General features: G+C 72.2%; 18 protein-coding genes. 9 read left to right on the top strand and 9 right to left on the bottom strand.

Annotation, left to right across the window (positions count from 1 at the left end; translation table 11 throughout):
• Positions 1-77: 77 nt before the first annotated feature.
• Positions 78-1,490 carry a MocR-like pyridoxine biosynthesis transcription factor PdxR gene (gene pdxR, locus IE212_RS26355; protein ID WP_190200446.1) on the bottom strand — a complete coding sequence of 471 codons (1,413 nt, stop codon included), beginning with the start codon at positions 1,488-1,490 and terminating at the stop codon, positions 78-80.
• A 47-nt stretch (positions 1,491-1,537) separates the two neighbouring features.
• Here pdxR and IE212_RS26360 point away from each other — a divergent pair, with 47 nt between their 5' ends.
• The gene (locus IE212_RS26360; RefSeq protein ID WP_190200447.1) at positions 1,538-2,023 is read left to right on the top strand and encodes a carboxymuconolactone decarboxylase family protein; all 486 of its coding nucleotides are present in this window, start codon (positions 1,538-1,540) and stop codon (positions 2,021-2,023) included.
• A gap of 27 nt (positions 2,024-2,050) precedes the next feature.
• Here the strand turns inward: IE212_RS26360 and IE212_RS26365 are convergent, their stop codons facing one another.
• The 3 genes from IE212_RS26365 to IE212_RS26375 form a co-directional block, all read right to left on the bottom strand.
• A complete protein-coding gene (locus IE212_RS26365; RefSeq protein ID WP_190200448.1) occupies positions 2,051-3,541 on the bottom strand; it encodes a glutamate synthase subunit beta in 1,491 nt (496 codons plus the stop codon).
• A gap of 119 nt (positions 3,542-3,660) precedes the next feature.
• Positions 3,661-4,140, bottom strand: a complete 480-nt coding sequence (locus IE212_RS26370) for an anthrone oxygenase family protein (protein WP_190200449.1) — start codon at positions 4,138-4,140, stop codon at positions 3,661-3,663.
• Between the two features lie 249 nt (positions 4,141-4,389).
• Entirely contained in the window at positions 4,390-5,088 is a 699-nt protein-coding gene (locus IE212_RS26375; protein WP_190200450.1) for a DUF2293 domain-containing protein, read from the bottom strand.
• A gap of 58 nt (positions 5,089-5,146) precedes the next feature.
• Between IE212_RS26375 and IE212_RS26380 the strand changes: the two genes are divergently transcribed.
• On the top strand, positions 5,147-5,788 hold the full coding sequence (locus tag IE212_RS26380) for a nucleoside/nucleotide kinase family protein (protein ID WP_190200451.1): 642 nt from the start codon (positions 5,147-5,149) through the stop codon (positions 5,786-5,788).
• A gap of 126 nt (positions 5,789-5,914) precedes the next feature.
• Positions 5,915-6,343, top strand: a complete 429-nt coding sequence (locus IE212_RS26385; protein ID WP_190200452.1) for a CBS domain-containing protein — start codon at positions 5,915-5,917, stop codon at positions 6,341-6,343.
• Between the two features lie 43 nt (positions 6,344-6,386).
• Here the strand turns inward: IE212_RS26385 and IE212_RS26390 are convergent, their stop codons facing one another.
• Positions 6,387-7,514, bottom strand: coding sequence for a magnesium and cobalt transport protein CorA (locus tag IE212_RS26390; RefSeq protein WP_190200453.1), 1,128 nt, complete (start codon positions 7,512-7,514; stop codon positions 6,387-6,389).
• Positions 7,515-7,732: 218 nt separating this feature from the next.
• On the opposite strand from IE212_RS26390, the gene IE212_RS26395 reads away from it, so the two are divergent.
• Complete coding sequence (locus tag IE212_RS26395) at positions 7,733-8,527, top strand: methyltransferase domain-containing protein (RefSeq protein WP_190200454.1); 795 nt, start codon at positions 7,733-7,735, stop codon at positions 8,525-8,527.
• Positions 8,528-8,896: 369 nt separating this feature from the next.
• Here the strand turns inward: IE212_RS26395 and IE212_RS26400 are convergent, their stop codons facing one another.
• Both IE212_RS26400 and IE212_RS26405 read right to left on the bottom strand, forming a co-directional pair.
• On the bottom strand, positions 8,897-9,841 hold the full coding sequence (locus IE212_RS26400) for a carbohydrate kinase family protein (RefSeq protein WP_190200455.1): 945 nt from the start codon (positions 9,839-9,841) through the stop codon (positions 8,897-8,899).
• Positions 9,838-10,746 (bottom strand): pseudouridine-5'-phosphate glycosidase, encoded by a 909-nt coding sequence (locus IE212_RS26405; RefSeq protein ID WP_190200456.1) that lies wholly within the window; start codon positions 10,744-10,746, stop codon positions 9,838-9,840. The genes IE212_RS26400 and IE212_RS26405 overlap by 4 nt, the downstream gene beginning before the upstream one ends.
• 106 nt (positions 10,747-10,852) lie before the next feature.
• Between IE212_RS26405 and IE212_RS26410 the strand changes: the two genes are divergently transcribed.
• Positions 10,853-11,281, top strand: a complete 429-nt coding sequence (locus IE212_RS26410) for a VOC family protein (RefSeq protein ID WP_190200457.1) — start codon at positions 10,853-10,855, stop codon at positions 11,279-11,281.
• Positions 11,282-11,295: 14 nt separating this feature from the next.
• Here the strand turns inward: IE212_RS26410 and IE212_RS26415 are convergent, their stop codons facing one another.
• A complete protein-coding gene (locus IE212_RS26415) occupies positions 11,296-11,850 on the bottom strand; it encodes a methylated-DNA--[protein]-cysteine S-methyltransferase (RefSeq protein ID WP_190200458.1) in 555 nt (184 codons plus the stop codon).
• A 113-nt stretch (positions 11,851-11,963) separates the two neighbouring features.
• A complete protein-coding gene (locus IE212_RS26420) occupies positions 11,964-12,839 on the bottom strand; it encodes a glycerophosphodiester phosphodiesterase (RefSeq protein ID WP_190200459.1) in 876 nt (291 codons plus the stop codon).
• Between the two features lie 284 nt (positions 12,840-13,123).
• Here IE212_RS26420 and IE212_RS26425 point away from each other — a divergent pair, with 284 nt between their 5' ends.
• From IE212_RS26425 to IE212_RS26440, 4 genes are all read left to right on the top strand, one after another.
• Positions 13,124-13,993 carry an MHYT domain-containing protein gene (locus IE212_RS26425; protein WP_190200460.1) on the top strand — a complete coding sequence of 290 codons (870 nt, stop codon included), beginning with the start codon at positions 13,124-13,126 and terminating at the stop codon, positions 13,991-13,993.
• A gap of 40 nt (positions 13,994-14,033) precedes the next feature.
• Entirely contained in the window at positions 14,034-16,181 is a 2,148-nt protein-coding gene (gene uvrB / locus IE212_RS26430) for an excinuclease ABC subunit UvrB (protein WP_190200461.1), read from the top strand.
• 136 nt (positions 16,182-16,317) lie between these two features.
• On the top strand, positions 16,318-16,896 hold the full coding sequence (locus IE212_RS26435; RefSeq protein ID WP_094052638.1) for a TerD family protein: 579 nt from the start codon (positions 16,318-16,320) through the stop codon (positions 16,894-16,896).
• Between the two features lie 41 nt (positions 16,897-16,937).
• A complete protein-coding gene (locus IE212_RS26440; RefSeq protein WP_190200462.1) occupies positions 16,938-18,947 on the top strand; it encodes a TerD family protein in 2,010 nt (669 codons plus the stop codon).
• Positions 18,948-19,012 lie beyond the last annotated feature (65 nt).

Here is a 19,012-nt window from a genome sequence, read left to right on the forward strand (position 1 = left end):
CGGCAGATGCGCGTGCCATGCCCCGCGTCTGCGGCGTGATCCAAACGACAGGCCCCAGGGGCCCGGGCGGGGGCCGGTCAGGGAGGCGGCAGCACGCCGCACAGGGCCTGAAGGGCCGGCCCGTACGCGTGCTCGGAGGGGGTCGCGTATCCCACGACGATCCCGTCGGCCGCCGCCATGTCCGTCTCGGGGTGCCGGAACGCGGCCAGGCCGTCCAGGGCGACGCCCCGCCAGACGGCGGCCTTGACCGTTGACGCCTCGGTGCCCGGCGGCAGCCGCAGCACCGCGTGCAGCCCGGCCGCGATGCCGGTGGCCTCGATGTGCGGCGCGTGCTCGGCGAGCGCCGCGACCAGCCGGTCCCGGCGGCCCCGGTACCGCTGCCGCATACGCCGCACATGGCGGTCGTACGCCCCGGAGGCGACGAAGTCGGCGAGAGCCAGCTGGTCGAGGACGCTCGCCCACGCCTCCCGTTCTCCCTTGACGGCCAGTACGGCGTCGACGTACCGCTCCGGGAGCACCATCCAGCCCAGCCGCACCGCGGGCGACAGGCTCTTGCTGACCGAACCCATGTGGATCACGTGCTCGGGGTCCAGCCCCTGGACGGCGCCGACGGGCTTGCGGTCGTAGCGGAACTCCCCGTCGTAGTCGTCCTCCAGGACCAGCCCGCCCCGAGCTCGTGCCCAGTCGATCACGGCGGCGCGGCGCGCGGCGTGCAGCGGTCCGCCGGTCGGGAACTGGTGCGCAGGCGTGAGCAGCACGGCCCGCTCGCGCCCCAGCCGGTCGACCTCGGCGCCGTGTCCGTCGAGCGGAAGCGGCACGGTCCGCACGCCCGCGGTGGCGAGGATCTCGCGGTGGAATCCGAGCCCGTACGCCTCCACCCCCAGGGGCCCGCGCAGCACGCCCCCTCCGAAGAGCAGCCGCAGCGCATGCGCGAAGCCGGAGCAGATCACGATCCTGCCCGGCTCGGTGCGCACACCGCGGGCGCGTGCCAGGTACTCCGTGAGCGCCTCCCGCAGTTCCACCCGCCCGGCGGGGTCACCCGGGCCGAACACTTCGCTGGGCGCCTGCTGGAGAGCTCGCCGGTAGGCGGCCAGCCAGGCCGTGCGCGGGAACGCCGAGGCGTCCGGCGTTCCCTGCGCCAGGTTGTGCCGGGGGCCGCGCGCGCGTGGCGGTGCCTTCTTCGGCACACGGGCGGCGGGCCGCAATGGCTCCGCTCGCTCCCCGACCCGGGTGCCCGAGCCCTGACGGGCGGTGAGCCAGCCCTCCGCGACGAGTTCGGCGTACGCGTCGGCCACCGTGTTGCGGGCGACCCCGAGGTCGGCCGCGAGCGACCGGTAGGGCGGAAGCCGGGTGCCCGGGGCGAGCCGCCCGCTGCGTACGGCCTCGCGCAGCGCACGGGTCAGCGCGGCACGCCGCCCGCCCGGCCCGGTCAGCTCCAGATGAAGGTCGGAACCGATCCGTTCCGCGGAATTGACCCATGAATCCACCATGAGAATGCACCCTACTGTGGGTCTTTCCGGCTCGTAGGTTGAAGGGCATGACGACGGACACGAGCATGAACACGACCCACGCGAAGACCCACCGACTGGAGTTCGCCCAGTCCGCCCCGAAGGCCTTCCGGGCCCTGATCGCCTTCGACGCCGCAGCCCGCGAGGGCCTCGACCCGGCCCTCGTCGAGCTGATCCAGATCCGCGCCTCGCACCTCAACCACTGCGCGTACTGCCTGCACATGCACACCAACGACGCCCGCAAGGCCGGTGAGAGCGAGGACCGGCTGCACATGGTCGCCGTGTGGCGCGAGGCCCGCCACTTCTTCACCGAGCGGGAACAGGCGGCGCTGGCCCTGACGGAGGCGATGACGCTCGTGGCCGACGCCGGTGTCCCGGACGACGTCTACGAGCAGGCCGCGTCCCGCTTCGAGGAACGGGAACTGGCCCAGGTCCTCGCCCTGATCTGCGCGATCAACACGTGGAACAGGGTGGCGCTGTCGACGGGGAAGGTGGCCGGCACGGACGAGCGGTGACCTCCCGGCGGCCCGGCGGCGGGGGCGCTACACCCCCATGGGGCGGTCGTAGGGCCCGATCGGTGCGTGCAGCGCCGAACTGCCCGTCAGATGGCGGTCGACGGCCGCCGCCACGGCCCGCCCCTCGGCGATCGCCCAGACGATGAGCGACTGGCCCCGGGCCGCATCCCCGGCGGCGAACACACCGGGCACGTTCGTGGCGAAACCGGCGTCCCGCGCGATCGTGCCCCGGGGCTCCATGTCCAGCCCGAGCTGGTCGACGAGTCCGTCCTCCCGGTCCGGCCCCGTGAAGCCGAGGGCGAGCAGCACGAGGTCGGCGGGGAGCGTCCGCCCGGTTCCCTCCAGCGGGCGGCGCCGCGCGTCCACCTCGACCAGGCGCAGCTCCCGCACATGCCCCTCCCCGTCACCGTCGAAACGCAGCGTGGACGCCGCGAACAGCCGCGCGTCCGCGTCCGCGACCGGGGCCGTCCGCAGGTCACGGGCCTCCTCGTGGGCGGCGGACAACCGGTAGACCCGCACCGGATACGTCGGCCAGGGCTCGGTGTCCTCGTCGCGCTCCGGGCCGGGCAGCGCGTAGATGTCCAGCTGGGTCACCGAGGCGGCGCCCTCACGGACGGCCGTGCCCAGGCAGTCGGCACCGGTGTCGCCGCCGCCGATGATGACGACGTCCTTCCCGGCCGCCGACAGCGGGGAGGTCTCCAGATCCCCCTCGCGCACGCGGTTGGCCAGCGGAAGGTACTCCATGGCCTGGTGAACTCCCGTCAGCTCCCGTCCCGGAACGGGCAGTTCACGCCACGCGGTCGCCCCCGTGGCGATCACCACGGCGTCGTAGCGAGTCCGCAGCTCGGCCGCCCCGATGTCCCGCCCCACCGCCGTCGACGTACGGAACCTGGTCCCCTCGCCCCGCATCTGCTCCAGTCGCCGTTCCAGATGCCGCTTCTCCATCTTGAACTCGGGGATGCCGTAGCGCATCAGCCCGCCGGGCCGGTCGTCCCGCTCGTACACGGCGACCGTGTGGCCGGCCCGGGTGAGCTGCTGGGCCGCGGCCAGTCCGGTGGGCCCCGAGCCGATCACCGCGACCGTCTTGCCCGACAGCCGCTCCGGCGGCCTCGGCGGCGCGAAGCCCTCCTCCCAGGCCCGGTCGGCGATGGCGCACTCGACGTTCTTGATGGTGACGGCCGGCTGGTTGATCGCCAGCACACACCCCGCCTCGCAGGGCGCCGGACACAACCGTCCGGTGAACTCCGGGAAGTTGTTCGTGGCGTGCAGCCGGTCGGCCGCCGCCCGCCAGTCCTCCCTGGACACCAGGTCGTTCCACTCGGGGATCAGGTTGCCCAGCGGGCAGGCGTCGTGGCAGAAGGGGATGCCGCAGTCCATGCAGCGATCGGCCTGCTTGCTGATGATCGGCAGCAGCGCCCCGGGGACGTAGACCTCGTCCCAGTCCCGCACGCGCTCCTCGACCGGCCGCCGGGGCCAGTCCTGGCGGGGCGTGTTCATGAAACCCTTGGGATCGCCCATGGCCGTCTTCCTTGCCTGCGCGGGACGGGCCGTGTGCCGGGCGGCACTCCTTCGGCCACGATACGTCCGCGGCGGCCCGCCCGCAGGGCTGCGGGCAGCACGTTCTCGCAGGCCGGGCGTCAGGTGAGCGCCAGCACGTACGCCACCGCCGCGCCCGCCGACGCGCCGGTGCGGACGTGGTTCCACATCGTCCACTCCCGCACGTACGCCGGCCAGTACGCGTCCGCCTCCGCCGTGCCCGGCTCCAGCTTGAGCAGCGTGTCGTTGCGCGGCACGTTCGCGACCACGGTGATCCCGAACGAGCCGAACAGGTACAACGCGCTGCCCAGCAGCAGCTCCACCGTCCCCTCGTCCGGCCACAGCACGAACGTCACCACGGCGATCACCGCGCACAGCACGGCTGTCCCGAGGAAAAGGATCATGAAGGGAGGTGTCACCGCGGCCGTGTTGATCGCGTTCATCGCGGCCACCCCCCGCGCGGGCGGCAGCGTGGCGAGACCCCGCATGACGAAGGTCGAGAAGCCGCAGAACACCCCGGCCACCAGGCAGGTTCCGAGCACACCCAGCACCGTCACCACGAAGTACGGTCCGTCGATCACGTCAGCCTCTCCCGCCCCTCGAGCCGGGATCCTGCCCGGCTCCCTTCCTCACCACAAGTGCATTCCGACTCGGTGACCACGGCCCAGGGGTGTCCGCGAAGTCCCGCCCGCGACACCCGGCACGCCGAGAGTACGGACCGGGCGCGGAGGGGCCCGCTCGACGCGCCCGCGTCACCGTACGGCCGACCGGGCGCACCGGCGCGGCGACCTGCCGAGGAGCCGCGCGGCCGGCTCCCGTGCGCGGCCCCGTCACCCCGCCGAACCGAGCCCCGCCTCGGCCCACCCCCGCAGCACCGTCCGCACCAACGGTGCGATCCGCCGCCGCGCCTCGTGCCGTGGCACACCACTCATCAGCAGCCGGTCGTACGGTGTGTCCAGATGCCGTACGGACGCCACGACCGCGGCGGTCACCGCCCCCTCGGTCAGGGCCCGGCCCGCCGCACTGCGGCCCACTCGCCCGCTGCCCCGCTCCGAGGCGTGCGCGGCGATGTCCCGGGCCCGCGCGGCCGGACAGCCGGGAAACAGCCGCCGTATCTCCGCCGCGAACGCCTGAGCGAACAGTTCGTCCTGAGCCGCGCGCCGTCGCGCGTCCCGTACCCGGCGCCGCCGTCGCGCCTCGGCGTCCGCCAGACACCGCTGCTCGGCCCGCGCGAGCGCCGCCTCCTCGACCAGGACACCCTGCCGCTCGTAACGGCCCTTGCGCCGGTTGAACCGCACCACCACCGCCGACAGCCCGCTCTCCTCCCGCGATCTGCGCGTCAGCGCGGTGTCGCCCCTCGGCAGGAACACCAGATGCCCGAGGTCGGCGCAGTCGAGACACCGCGAGGCACCGTCCCCCAGGACCAGCAGAGGCAGCGGCCCCCGCCGGCACTCGGCGCAGTGCCGCCTCTTGAGGGGCTGGAAGGTGAGAAGGCCGAAGGAGGGCGGGAGCGACGCGCGCGGGACCATGTGTGGTGCATTCCCCCTGGGAGCCGCGACACCTCCGTCGGGCCGCGGCTGTCGCATCATGGGCCGTGTGCGACTCGAAGCGATCACCTGGGACCGGCTCGGCGACCTGCTCGCCGAACGTCTGCTCGACCTGAAGCCCGCCGACGGCAGTCCCTGGCCGCGCGTCGCCTTCGACGGCGCCCCGGCCGCCCGCCCGGGAGATCTCGCCCAGCGCGTCCGTGAGGCACTGCGCGTACGCGGCCGCTCCTCGCTCGTCGTCGGCACCGAGGGCTTTCTGCGCCCCGCCTCCGTGCGACTGGAGTACGGCCACCGGGACGTGGAGTCCTACTACAGCGGCTGGTACGACACCGGCGCCCTCTGGCGCGAGGTGTTCGGCCCGCTCGAGGCCGGCGGCGACGGTCGGGTCCTGCCCGACCTGTGGGATCCGGCGGCGGACCGGGCCACCCGCAGCCCCTACGTCCAGCTCCCGCCCGGTGGCGTGCTGTTGATGCACGGACCGTTCCTCCTTCGGCACTGGTTCCCCTTCGATCTGAGCGTCCACGTCCGGCTGTCGCCGGGTGCTCTGCGTCGCCGCACGCCCCAGGACGAGCACTGGACCCTCCCGGCCTTCGAGCGCTATGAGCGGGAGACCGGCCCCGCGGAGACGGCCGACGTCCTGGTGCGGGCCGACGATCCGCGCCATCCGGCGTGGGGCGGCTGAGGTGCCGCCGGCCTGCCTGGGCGCCGCTCCGTGTGCGGGGGCCGGGCGACGCCGCGAGAATGAAGGACGCCGGGACTCGCGGTGCGTCCCGTGCCGCGCCGGCCGTCCGGCACCGGGAGGTACTTCATGACCACCGCCGGAGACATCATGCACCGCGGCGCCCAGTGGATCCCCGCCCACGAGACCCTCGACCGCGCCGCCCAGCTCATGCGTGAACTGAACGTCGGCGCCCTGCCCATCAGCGACGAGAACGAGCGGCTCTGCGGGATCCTCACGGACCGCGACATCGTCGTCGGCTGCGTCGCGACGGGCCACGACCCGGCCAGGGTCACGGCGGGCGAGATGGCCAAGGGCACCCCTCGCTGGATCGACGCCGACGCCGATGTCGGCGAGGTCCTCCGCGAGATGCGGGAGCACCAGATCCGCCGGCTTCCCGTCATCCAGGACAAGCGTCTGGTCGGCATGATCAGCGAGTCCGACCTGGTCCGGCACCTGGCCGACGACCAGATCGCCTCCTGGGCCGAGGGCGTCTACGCCAGGACCGTGCCGGGCTGACCCCGCGGGGCATCCGCGGGCACCCCGCGGGCCCCGGCCGTCCTCAGAGCCAGCCGCCGCGCCGGAAAGCCCGGTACAGCGTCACGCACGCGACGGATATGACGCCGATGACCATGCCGTAGCCGTAGCGCCAGTGCAGTTCCGGCATGTGGTCGAAGTTCATGCCGTACACACCGCAGACCATCGTCGGCACGGCGATGATCGCGGCCCACGCCGTGATCTTCCGCATGTCCTCGTTCTGCGCGACCGTGACCTGCGCGAGGTGCGCCTGGAGGATGGAGTTGAGCAGTTCGTCGAAAGCGGCGATCTGCTCCTTCGCCCGCAGCAGATGGTCCGAGACGTCGCGGAAGTACGCCTGTATCTCCGGGTCGACCGCCCGGATGGGCCGCGTTGCCAGGTCCTCCAGCGGCCGGCTGAGCGGCACCACCGCCCGCTTCAGCTCCAGGAGTTCACGCTTGAGCTGGTAGATGCGCCCCGGGTCCGCCCGGGCGCCGGTCTCCGCGAACACGTCGGTCTCGACCTGGTCGATGTCCATCTGCACCGAGTCCGTGACGGTCAGATAGTCGTCCACCACATGGTCCGCGATCGCGTGCAGCACCGCGGACGGGCCCTTGGCCAGCTGGTGTGGATCGGACTCCAGCTCCTCGCGCAGCGGGCCCAGCGAGCCGTGCCGGCCGTGCCGCACGGTGATCACGAAGTCGTGGCCGACGAACACCATGATCTCCCCGGTGTTCACCACCTCGCTGGTGGCCGTGAGTTCCTCGTGCTCCACGTAGCAGACGGTCTTGAACACCGCGAACAGCGTCTCGCCGTACCGCTCCAGCTTCGGGCGCTGATGGGCCTCGACGGCGTCCTCGACGGCCAGCGGGTGCAGGTCGAAGAGTTCGGCGATGCCCGCGAACTCCCGGTCGGTGGGCTCGTGCAGGCCGAGCCAGACGAAGCCCTCCCGGCTCTTGCGCACCTGCTCCACGACCTCCACCAGATCGCCGCGCACGGGGGTGCGCACCCCGTCCCGGTACATCACGCAGTTCACCACCGAGGAGCCCAGTGGGGAGCGGGCCGGGTGACTCAGGTCGACGCGCGGGCGCCGCCGGGCCAGCCGAGCCACCCTGCGGAGGCCGCCGACCCCACCGAGTCCGGTGACCTTCCGCAGATTCCCTGCCATGGACATCTTGGATCTCCCCGCGTGGGTCTCCTCGCGCTGTTCCCGCGCCTTGGCGCGCCAGTCTGCCAGGCCCGCGTGAGCTGCGGGTAAGCCTGTGGAAACGGCTCCTTCCGCTTTGTTCCCGGCTGTGGACGATGACATCGACGCCGTGCCGGTGCCGTGCGGTTCTCCGTTCCGGAGCGTCGACCACAGTGGACAAGTCGGGCAACTGGGATGATCTCGGCATGATGCGAACCGATGGGTACCTCCTCGACAACCGGCAGACCGAGGCGGCAGAGCACTACAGCGCCTTCGCCGCTCTCTTCGACCCCACGACGTTCCGGCATCTCGAAGCGCTCGGAGTCGGATCCGGCTGGCGGTGCTGGGAGGTCGGGGCCGGCAACGTCTCCGTGGTGTCCTGGCTGGCGAAGAAGGTCGGCCCGACCGGACGGGTCGTGGTGACCGACCCCGACCCCTCACGGCTCGCTCCGGCGCCCCGGCCGCCCGTCCAGACGCTCGTGCACGACCTCTGCCGACGGGTCCCGCCGGGAGAGGACTTCGACCTGGTGCACGCCCGCCTCGCGCTCGTCCAGGTGGCCGACCGGGAGCGGGCGCTGCGGACCCTGGCCAAGGCGCTGCGCCCCGGCGGCCGCCTCCTCGTCGAGGACGCCGACCCCACCCTGCAGCCCCTGCTCTGCCCTGACGAGCACGGCCCGGAGCAACAGCTCGCGAACCGGTTGCGGCAGGGCTTCCGGCGACTGCTCACCGACCGCGGCACCGACCTTCCCTGTGGCCGCACCCTCCCACGCCTGCTCCGGGAAACCGGCCTGACCCGTGTCCAGGCAGACGCCTACTTCCCCCTCGCCTCGCCGGCCTGTGCCGCCCTGGAGGCCGTCACCATCCGCCAGATCCGGGACCAGCTGGTCACCGCGGGCCACGCGACGGACCAGGACATCGACCGCCACCTCGCGAACGTCGCGTCCGGCACCCTCGACCTGACGACGGCTCCGATGGTCTCGGCGTGGGGGCGGAAGCCGTAGCCACAGGAGCCGTGCGGCTCGGGCCGTCCCGGCCGAGGCCGTCAGTTCTTCTCGGGCAGGACTTGTCCTGGGCTGTTTGATCCGGCCTGCGGGTGCCGGGTTGTCTGGGGTCGTCGGTTCGGCCCGCGGCCTGGCCTCGTCTCCGGCCGCTGGGTCGGACCCGAGAGGCCGGATCGTCCATAGCCACCAGTTCATCCTGGCAGTTCGCCTTCGGGCGGTGGGCGGGGCCGGTATGCGGCAGTTCGCCTTCGGGTGGTTGGCACGGCCGGGATGCGGCAGCAGCCCGCCCGGGGCCGGTGAGCCGTCCCGGGTGGCGGCCCGGCCCGGGGCGGGTGCCCGGCCGGCTGTGGTCCGCCGGGCGGGCGGTCGTCAATCCGGCGGGGGCGGTCTGCCGCCCACCCGTTCGACCGCCCTCGCACCCGCCCGGCAGCCCTCCTCCGCGGCCTCCTCGGGGCCCGCACCCGAGAGCAGCGCGGCGAGGAACGCGCCGGTGAAGGCGTCACCGGCGCCGGTGGTGTCCCGTGGCGTCGCCGGTACGGCGGGAACGCGGGCGGACACCTTCCCCGAGCGGGCCACCACCGCCCCCTCGTGGCCCTGTTTGACGACCACCAACGGGACGCGCAGACTCAGCTCCGCCGCCGCCTCGGCCGCGTCGGCCAGACCCGTCAGCAGGCACGCCTCGTCCCGGCTCGGCAGCAGGACGTCCACGCCCTCGACGAGCGCGAGGAAGCGCCCGGCGCCCAGCTGCCCGAGGAAGCCGGCCGACGCCGGGTCCAGGCTCACCGGCACACCACGCGCGCGTGCGGCCCGCACCGCCACCGCCACCAGGCCGCGACTCGGTTCCGAGAACAGCAGATAGCCCGACAGATGCAGCCGGGCCACCCCGTCGAGCAACGCGTCCGACCAGTCGGCGGCTCCCAGCCGCAGCGACGCGCCGCTGTCGGTGAGGAACGTCCGCTCCGCCGAAGCGCCCCCGTCCACCAGACAGATCACCGTGCCGGTCGGCACCTCGGGGTCGACCACGAGCCGCGGAGCCACCCCATGGGTCAGCAGTTCACGCTCGTGCCAGGCAGCGGCCTCCGCCCCCACACGCCCGAGCAGCCGCACCTCCGCCGCACCCCGGTGCGCGGCCCAGCACGCCACGTTGGCGCCGGCCCCGCCCGGCACCGTTCCAATCGAGGCGGCCGTGTCCGTCCCGGCCGCGAGCGGTCCCCGATGCCGCGCGACGACGTCGGTGATGACGTCCCCGACCACCAGCAGCGCACCGGCCCCCGCCGAACGGGCCACGTGCCCCGTGCGGGCGGCCCCGCTCATCCCCGGGCCCAGGCCGCCGCGATCCGCGCCGCCAGTCGTACGTTGCCGCGGACCGCCGCCAGGTTGGCGCTCAGGGAGGCCCCGTCGGTGTGCCGCACAAGGTAATCGAGCAGGAAGGGCGTGACCGACTGGCCGCTGACCCCCTCCGTCTCGCACGCCTGCAACGCGTCCGCGAGCACACGCGCGTGCAGCTCCGGATCGAGCTGCTCCGCCTGAGGGACGGGATTGGCGACGATCAGCGCCGACTCCGGCCCGGCGAGCGCGTCCTGCGCCCGCATGACGTCCGCGACCTGCTCCGGCGTCCGCAGCGTCCAGTCCACCGGATGCCCCGAATCGGACAGATAGAAGCCGGGGAACCGGTCCGTGCCGTAACCGGCCACCGCGACACCCAGCGTCTCCAGCCGCTGCAACGTCGCCGGCACATCCAGGATCGACTTCACTCCGGCGCACACCACAGTGATCCGCGTCCGCGCCAGCAGCCCCAGATCGGCCGACTCGTCCTGCGTCACCGTCCACTCCCGGTGCACCCCGCCGAGCCCACCCGTCGCGAACACCCGGATGCCCGCCAGCGCGGCCAGCAGCGCGGTCGCCGACACCGTGGTCGCCCCGCTCGCCCCGGAAGCCACCGCCGGCGGCAGGTCCCGGTGGCCCAGTTTGCGGATCCCGTCCTCGTTCGCGACGCGCTCCAGCTGCTCCTTGTCCAGTCCGACGTGGGGCCGCCCGTCCAGCACGGCGATCGTGGCCGGCACCGCGCCCTCCTGCCGCACGGTCGCCTCCAGCTCCAGCGCCACCCGCAGATTGCGCGGGCGCGGCAGCCCGTGGGCGATGATCGTGGACTCCAGGGCCACCACGGGGCGACGCGCGGCAACCGCCTCCCGCACTTCTTCGGACACCACCAGCACCACGCGCCTGCCTCCTGTCAGTAGGTCAGTCGGTCTCCCTCATCTCTGGCGGGCGGCGCGCCGCGCCAAACCCTTGCGGGCCGTCGGGGACGTCACCAGCCTTGAGTGCATGACGGACCACACAGCACGTCTTGACCACGTCGTCCTCTGGGTGCGCGACCCGGTCGCCGCCGCCGACTTCTACGAGAAGGCCGTCGGACTGGAGACGCTCAGACTCACCGAGTTCGCCGCGGGCGAGGCGCCCTTCCCCTCCGTGCGCGTCAACGACGAGACCATCCTCGACCTCATGCCGCTGACCTTCGCGGAACACATGACGATGCTGCCCGGTGCCGCCGACAGCGCCGGTCACCCCGTCAACCACGTCTGCCTCTCGCTGCCCCACGGCGAATTCGACGCCCTCCTCAGCCGCCTCCAGGAGCGCTCCGTACCGGTGTCGGACCTCTCGTACGACTCCTTCGGGGCCCGGGGCAAGGCCAGGCGCAGCTTCTACTTCCGCGACCCGGACGGCAACGTCTTCGAGGCGCGGCACTACGACTGACCGGGGCCGGGACCTCAGAAGAGAGGCTCGGGCAGCACCCCTTCCAGGGCGAGCAGCCTCCGCTTGGTCTCCAGGCCGCCTCCGAAGCCGCCGATGCCGCCGCCGCTCTCGACGACCCGGTGACAGGGCACCACGACCGGCAGCGGATTGGCGCCCATCGCCATGCCCACGGCCTGGGCCGCACCCGGCTGACCGACCCGCCGGGCCAGGTCGCCGTAGCCGACGACGGTGCCGTAGGGCACGTCCGAGGCCAGCTCGCGCAGGACCTCCCGGTTGAAGCCGGAGATCAGCGACCAGTCCAGCGGCAGGTCGAAGTCACGGCGCTCACCCGCGAGGTAGTCCTCGACCTGACGTATTGCCTCTGCCAGCAGCGGGGAGCCGGGCGCCTCGGCGGGCTCGGTGCCGAACCGCGCGGCCAGTCGCTGGACGGCCCGGTCCCGCACCGCGTCAGTGGCATGGAAAACCACGTTGACCAGGCCGTCCCCACTGGCGGCCAGCAGCAACGGCCCGATCCCGCTGTCGACGACCGCCCACACCACCCGCGGTTCGGCCTGTCCCTGACTGTCCATGCGCCCACGGTACGACCCACCACTGACAACGCCCCGCTTTCCCGGACGGGCCGGGTCGCCGGCGACCGTCCGGGTGGCGTGCCGGCCGCGGCGGCCGACCCCCGCGCAGCGGCTCATCCGCCCACGGCCTCCCGCACCACGTCCGGCCTGTTCGTGATGATCCCGTCGACGCCGTACCGGGCGACCCGCTGGGCCGTCGCCGCGTCGTCCACCGTCCAGGTGAAGACCTCCAGCGGCCTGCCGTGCGGCCCGTCGAACGACTGGACCGTGGCGACGTACGCCGAGGAGAGTGTGCTGTGCGAGGGGTTGATCTGGTCGGCGAACCCGGCACAGACCGGGAGGTCCGCCACCCGCGGTGTTCCCAGGAGAGCCGTCTTCACCCCGGGCTTCAGCTCGTGCACCGTCCGCACGCTGCCCGCGCTGAAGCTCTGCACGATCAGCCGGCCCGACAGATGCGACGAGTCGAGCCAGCCCTCGTTGCTGAGGACCTTGAGCGTCTGCCGCTCGATGCCCGGATACAGCTCCGGGTTCTTGATCTCCAGGAGCAGCTTCTGGTGATGCCGCTCGACACGGTGCACGAACTGCTCCAGCGTCGGTACGCGCGCGCCCGCGTAGGCGGGGCCGAACCAGCTGCCCGCGTCGAGACGGGCTATCTCGGCGGCGGTGAAGTCCTTCACCTTCCAGGGGGCCCGGCCGGGGAAGACCTCCTCCACATCGGTGGTGCGCCGCAGGTTGTCGTCGTGCAGTACGACGAGCGCACCGTCCCTGGTCCGCTGGACGTCGTTCTCCACCCAGCGGATCCCCAGCTCGGCCGCCTTGTCCACGGCGGCCAGCGTGTTCTCGGGAGCGTGGGCCGAGGCACCGCGGTGTGCGATGACCAGCGGCGGGGTACCGGCCCCGGGCGCGGCGGCCGCGGGGGAGACGGGGAAGAGGAGAGCGGCGGTTCCCAGGAGTGCGGAGATGGAGGCGGCGGCGGCGCGCGCGTGCATGCGGACTCCTCGCGTCGAGCGATCACGTCACGTACAGCTCAACTCTGACAGCGGAGGGTCAACGCGGGACGGGCGCAGGATGTCCACAGGCTGAACGGAAACGACCCGACTCCGCTCACCGGTACCGCACAACTGGGGCAAGGCCGTGATTCTTTGCCGGAAAGTCGTTCGACCATTCCGGTGGGGGTCATACTCTCTGCGTCGACCCTGACCGCCGGCGCGGTCCTGGGAGGGGGCGCACATCGAACATCGCGAGACGTAAAGGGCGGGGAGGGCAGCCGCGTATGCAGGGCACGGTCGACGGTTTCAGCTACGGCCTGGTCACACCCCTGGTGGCCTACCTCATGGCATGCCTCGGTGGCGCGCTCGGGCTGCGCTGCACGACGAGATCCATGCTCGTCGCCCAGTCCTGGCGCCCCGGCTGGCTGGCCCTCGGCTCGGCCGCCATCGGCTCCGGCATATGGACCATGCACTTCATCGCGATGATCGGGTTCACGGTCCGCGGCACTCCGATCCACTACGACAAGTCGATGACCTTCGCGAGCCTGGCGATCGCGATCGTCATGGTGGGCGTCGGGATCTTCATCGTCGGCTACCGCGGAGCCCGTGGGACGGCCCTGTTCACCGGAGGCACCCTCACCGGCCTGGGCATCGCGTCGATGCACTACCTCGGCATGGCCAGCATGCGCCTCGACGGGAACCTGGAGTACAACACCTTCACCGTCGGCGTCTCGGTCCTGATCGCCATGGGCGCCGCCACCGCCGCCCTCTGGGCGGCCGGCCAGGTCCGGGGGTTCCTGTGGAGCGTGGGCGCCAGCCTCGTCATGGGGCTCGCCGTCACCGGCATGCACTACACCGGCATGGCCGCCCTCAGCGTCCACCTGCACGGCACGGGCCGACCCGCCTCGGGCGAGTCACCGGCGTCCCTGCTCGCGCCGATGCTGATCGGCCCGCTCGCCTTCCTGCTCCTCGCGGGCGTCGTGGTGATGTTCGACCCGCTGATCGTCATGGGCACGCGCACCGTCGCGCCCGTCGAGCGGAGACCGGGCGTCCCCGCCCATGCGCACACCCACCACCACAACCCGCACCGCCTGCGGTTCCGCCCCCGCCGCGCCGTGGCGCACCGCGGCTCCCGCGCTCCGCAGAACCGCTGATCGGAGCCCGTTGTCAGTGCAGGGTCGTACGGTGGATTCCATGCGGCCCGTTTCCCACATCGAACGCACGGTGGCGCCCATTGAGGTCGTCAGCCCCTACCAGCCGAGCGGCGACCAGCCGGCGGCCATCGCCGAGCTGGCCCGGCGCATCCAGGCGGGCGAGAAGGACGTCGTCCTCCTCGGCGCGACCGGCACCGGCAAGTCCGCCACCACCGCGTGGATGATCGAGAAGCTCCAGCGCCCCACGCTCGTGATGGCGCCGAACAAGACGCTGGCCGCTCAGCTGGCCAACGAGTTCCGCGAGCTCCTGCCGAACAACGCGGTCGAGTACTTCGTCTCGTACTACGACTACTACCAGCCCGAGGCGTACGTCCCACAGTCGGACACCTACATCGAGAAGGACTCCTCGATCAACGAGGAGGTCGAGCGGCTGCGCCACTCCGCGACCAACTCGCTGCTCACCCGCCGCGACGTCGTCGTGGTCGCCTCGGTCTCCTGCATCTACGGCCTCGGCACCCCGCAGGAGTACGTGGACCGGATGGTTCCGCTCAAGGTCGGCGAGGAGATCGACCGCGACGAGCTGCTCCGCCGCTTCGTGGACATCCAGTACACGCGCAACGACATGGCGTTCACCCGCGGCACCTTCCGTGTGCGCGGCGACACCATCGAGATCTTCCCGGTCTACGAGGAGCTGGCCGTCCGCATCGAGATGTTCGGTGACGAGATCGAGGCGCTGTCCACCCTGCATCCGGTCACCGGCGAGATCATCAGCGACGACGAGCAGCTCTACGTCTTCCCGGCCTCCCACTACGTCGCGGGGCCCGAGCGCATGGAGCGGGCCATCAACGACATCGAGAAGGAGCTCGGCGAGCGCCTCTCGGAGCTGGAGAAGCAGGGCAAGCTCCTGGAGGCCCAGCGCCTGAGGATGCGCACCACGTACGACATCGAGATGCTCCGCCAGATCGGCTCCTGCTCCGGCGTGGAGAACTACTCGATGCACTTCGACGGCCGCCTGCCCGGCTCCCCGCCCCACACCCTGCTGGACTACTTCCCCGACGACTTCCTGCTGGTCATCGACGAGTCGCACGTCACGGTCCCGCAGATCGGCGCCATGTACGAGGGCGACGCCTCCCGCAAGCGCACCCTTGTCGACCACGGCTTCCGGCTGCCCTCGGCCCTGGACAACCGCCCCCTGAAGTGGGAGGAATTCCAGGAGCGCATCGGCCAGACGGTCTACCTGTCGGCCACCCCGGGCAACTACGAGCTCTCCCGCTCGGACGGTGTCGTCGAGCAGATCATCCGCCCCACCGGCCTCGTCGATCCGGAAGTCGTCGTCAAGCCCACCGAGGGCCAGATCGACGACCTGGTGCACGAGATCAGGCTGCGCACGGAGAAGGACGAGCGCGTCCTGGTCACCACGCTCACCAAGAAGATGGCCGAGGACCTCACGGACTACTTCCTGGAGCTCGGCATCCAGGTCCGCTACCTGCACAGCGACGTCGACACGCTGCGCCGTGTCGAGCTGCTGCGCGAGCTGCGCTCCGGTGAGTTCGACGTGCTGGTCGGCATCAACCTCCTGCGGGAGGGCCTCGACCTGCCCGAGGTTTCCCTGGTGGCGATCCTGGACGCAGACAAGGAGGGCTTCCTGCGCTCCGGCACCTCCCTGATCCAGACCATCGGCCGCGCCGCGCGCAACGTCTCGGGCCAGGTCCACATGTACGCGGACAAGATCACCCCGGCGATGGAGAAGGCCATCGAGGAGACCAACCGGCGCCGGGAGAAGCAGATCGCGTACAACACGGAGCAGGGCATCGACCCACAGCCGCTGCGCAAGAAGATCAACGACATCGTCGCCCAGATCGCCCGCGAGGACGTCGACACCGAGCAGCTGCTCGGTTCGGGCTACCGCAAGGGCAGGAAGGACGGCGGAGGCACCAAGGCTCCCGTGCCCTCCCTCGGTGGCAGGGCGACCGAGGCCGCCAAGCCCGCCAAGGGCAGGGGCCGGGCCAAGGAGACGGTGCCGACCGACCGTCCCGCTGCCGAACTCGCCGAGCAGATCGAGGAGCTCACCACGCGCATGCGGGCCGCCGCCGCCGAGCTCCAGTTCGAGGTCGCGGCCCGGCTGCGCGACGAGGTCGCCGAGATGAAGAAGGAGCTGCGTCAGATGCGGGAGGCGGGACTGGCCTGAAGGCCGCCCTGTACGCGCCGTGTTGCAAGACCGACACAAAGTGCGCCCGGGCCAGGGCGCTGTCGGTCTTCCCTTCATAGGGTTCTGGTCAACCGCGACTTCGCGGCAGCAGGGGACGTTCGAGAGGGGATCAGCTGTGACCGTCAACATGACCAAGGGTCAGGCCATCAGTCTGCAGAAGAACGACGGCGGCAGCCTGACCGCGGTGCGCATGGGTCTCGGCTGGCAGGCGGCTCCCCGGCGCGGCCTGTTCGGCTCCCGTACGCGAGAGATCGACCTCGACGCGTCCGCCGTCCTGTTCGCGGACAAGCAGCCGGTCGACGTCGTCTTCTTCCGTCACCTGGTGAGCGACGACGGCTCGGTGCGCCACACCGGCGACAACCTCGTCGGCGGTGTCGGCCAGGGCGGGGACGACGAGGCGATCCTCGTCGACCTCGCGCGCGTCCCGGTCCACATCGACCAGATCGTCTTCACCGTGAACTCCTTCACGGGCCAGACGTTCCAGGAGGTGCAGAACGCGTTCTGCCGCCTGGTCGACGAGACCAACGGCCAGGAACTCGCCCGCTACACGCTGGCCGGCGGTGGCCAGTACACGGCTCAGATCATGGCCAAGGTCCACCGCTCGGGTTCGGGCTGGACGATGACGGCCCTGGGCAACCCGGCCAACGGCCGTACCTTCCAGGATCTGATGCCGGCGATCCTGCCCGTCCTCTGAGGAACCCGAAACCACACAACGACACAGGGGGGACGAGGGCGATGACGGCCGAGTTGGTGCGGGGACAGAATCACCCGCTCTCCCGGACCCGCCTCGAGATCCGGGTCTCGGCCGGCACACCGATCGTGGCCGTGGCCGCGCTCAGCGACGAGAACGGCAGGACCCACGGCGCCGAGTGGGTGGCCCATCCGGCCGCCCACACCCAGCCGGGGCTCCAGGTCTCCCGGCAGGCCGCCGCCGACCACTGCCTCGCGGTGGACCTGGACGCCATACCGGAAGCCGCCCACCGTGTCGGCGTGCTGCTCGCCCTGCCCGCCGACGGGCAGAGCCCGGTGCGTTTCGGTACCGTAGCCGCTCCGTTCGTGGCCGTCACCGGCCTCGACGGCGCCGAGATCGCCGGGTACACCATCACCGGCCTGGACACCGAGTCGGCGGTCGTCGCCCTGGAGCTCTACCGAAGGCAGGGCGCCTGGAAGGTGCGGGCGGTCGGCCAGGGCTACGCGGGGGGCCTCGCCGAACTGCTCACCGACCTGGGTCTGCCTCAGGCCCAGGAACTCGCCGGCGTCATCAACAGCGCGGTGTCCGAGGGGCCGCCCCGTTCCGTGCAGGCGCCCCCGCCCCGTACGGCGGAGGGCGGCCGTTCCCTCAGGGCGGCGGCCCCGGCCCTCGGGCCGGACCAGGGTGGTACGACCCCCCACGGGGTCCCCCCGATGCCCCCGTACGGCGGGCAGACACCAGGCGGGCCGGCGCAGCCCGTACCGCAGCCGTCGGCGTACCCCGGCGGAGCGCCGGACCCGTCCGTCCCCGCCCGGCCCGCCGGAGCCGGCGGCCCGATCGACTACAGCCACCCGCGCCGTCAGGGCGCCGCCCCGCCCCCGCGGACCGAGCCGTCGGACGCTCCCGGGCAGTCAGCACAGCCCGCACCGCCCGTCGCGGGCGACGCGACCGGCTGGTCCATGGACGAGCGGCTCTACAACCAGGTGTGGGGCATGTTCGAGGACCTCGCCCGCACCACCGCCGCCTACCGCGGCGCCGTGGACTTCGCCGAGTCACGCATGGACAAGGAGCTGGGGCAGGTCCTGTCGGACCCGCGAAGCCGGCTCGGTGGTCACGGCGACGCCGCCCGGGAGGCGGCCCGTGCCCGGCACGCCCAGCTCGTCACCCAGGCCAGAGAGGCCTTCGAGCGTGACCTCGCCCAGCTGACGGCCGAGGCCGAGGTCGTCGAACCGGCCCTGCCGCCGGCGTACGCCCGCTGGGACAGCCCCGTGTGGCAGGCCTACCGCGTACCGACGGAGATTCCCATGGCCCTGCGGCTGGGCGACCTCCGTCTCCCCGAGGCCGACCGGATCCGCATTCCGATGCTGGTCCGGCTGCCGCTGGAGCGCGGTCTGTGGATCGACAGCGGACGGACCGGGCCGTCCGGCGGCTCTTTCGCCGACGCGCACGCCCCGGGGCGGCTCGCCGTGGAGACCGCGGTCGCCCACGCGGCCCGGCTGCTCGCCGTGTACCCGGCGGGTGAGCTCACCGTCCACGTCATCGACCCGGCCGGTTCGGGGGCAGGGCCGCTGGCGCCCCTGGTGCGGACCGGTGTGCTCCCGGCCCCGCCCGCGCTCGGCGCCGCGGGGGTGGCGGACGTACTGACCCGGCTCACGCAGCGGGTCGACCTGGTGCAGATGGCGGTACGGGGAGGCGCCGCCGACTCCCTTCCGCAGGGCTTCGACACGTCCCGGCACCTGCTGATCGTCAACGACTTCCCGCACGGCTTCGACGACCGGGCTGTGAACCAGCTGCGCTACCTCGCCGACGAGGGCCCCGCCTTCGGCGTTCACCTGATGATGGTGGCCGACCGTGAGGAGTCCTCCGCGTACGGGCCGTTGCTCGACCCGCTGTGGCGTTCGCTGCTGCGACTGACCCCGGTGCCCGACGACTACCTCGCCGACCCCTGGGTCGGTCATGCCTGGACGTACGAGCCCTCGCTGGTACCGGCGGGCAGCCAGGTCCTCCAGCACGTGCTCACCCAGGTCGCGGCCGCCCGGACCAAGACCACGTAAACTCACCTGACCTGGGAGTTTGACCTTTCTTTTGCCGATGGCTTTACCTGTTCTTGGTGATTGCG

Source organism: Streptomyces djakartensis, assembly GCF_014651075.1.
Lineage (GTDB): Bacteria > Actinomycetota > Actinomycetes > Streptomycetales > Streptomycetaceae > Streptomyces > Streptomyces djakartensis.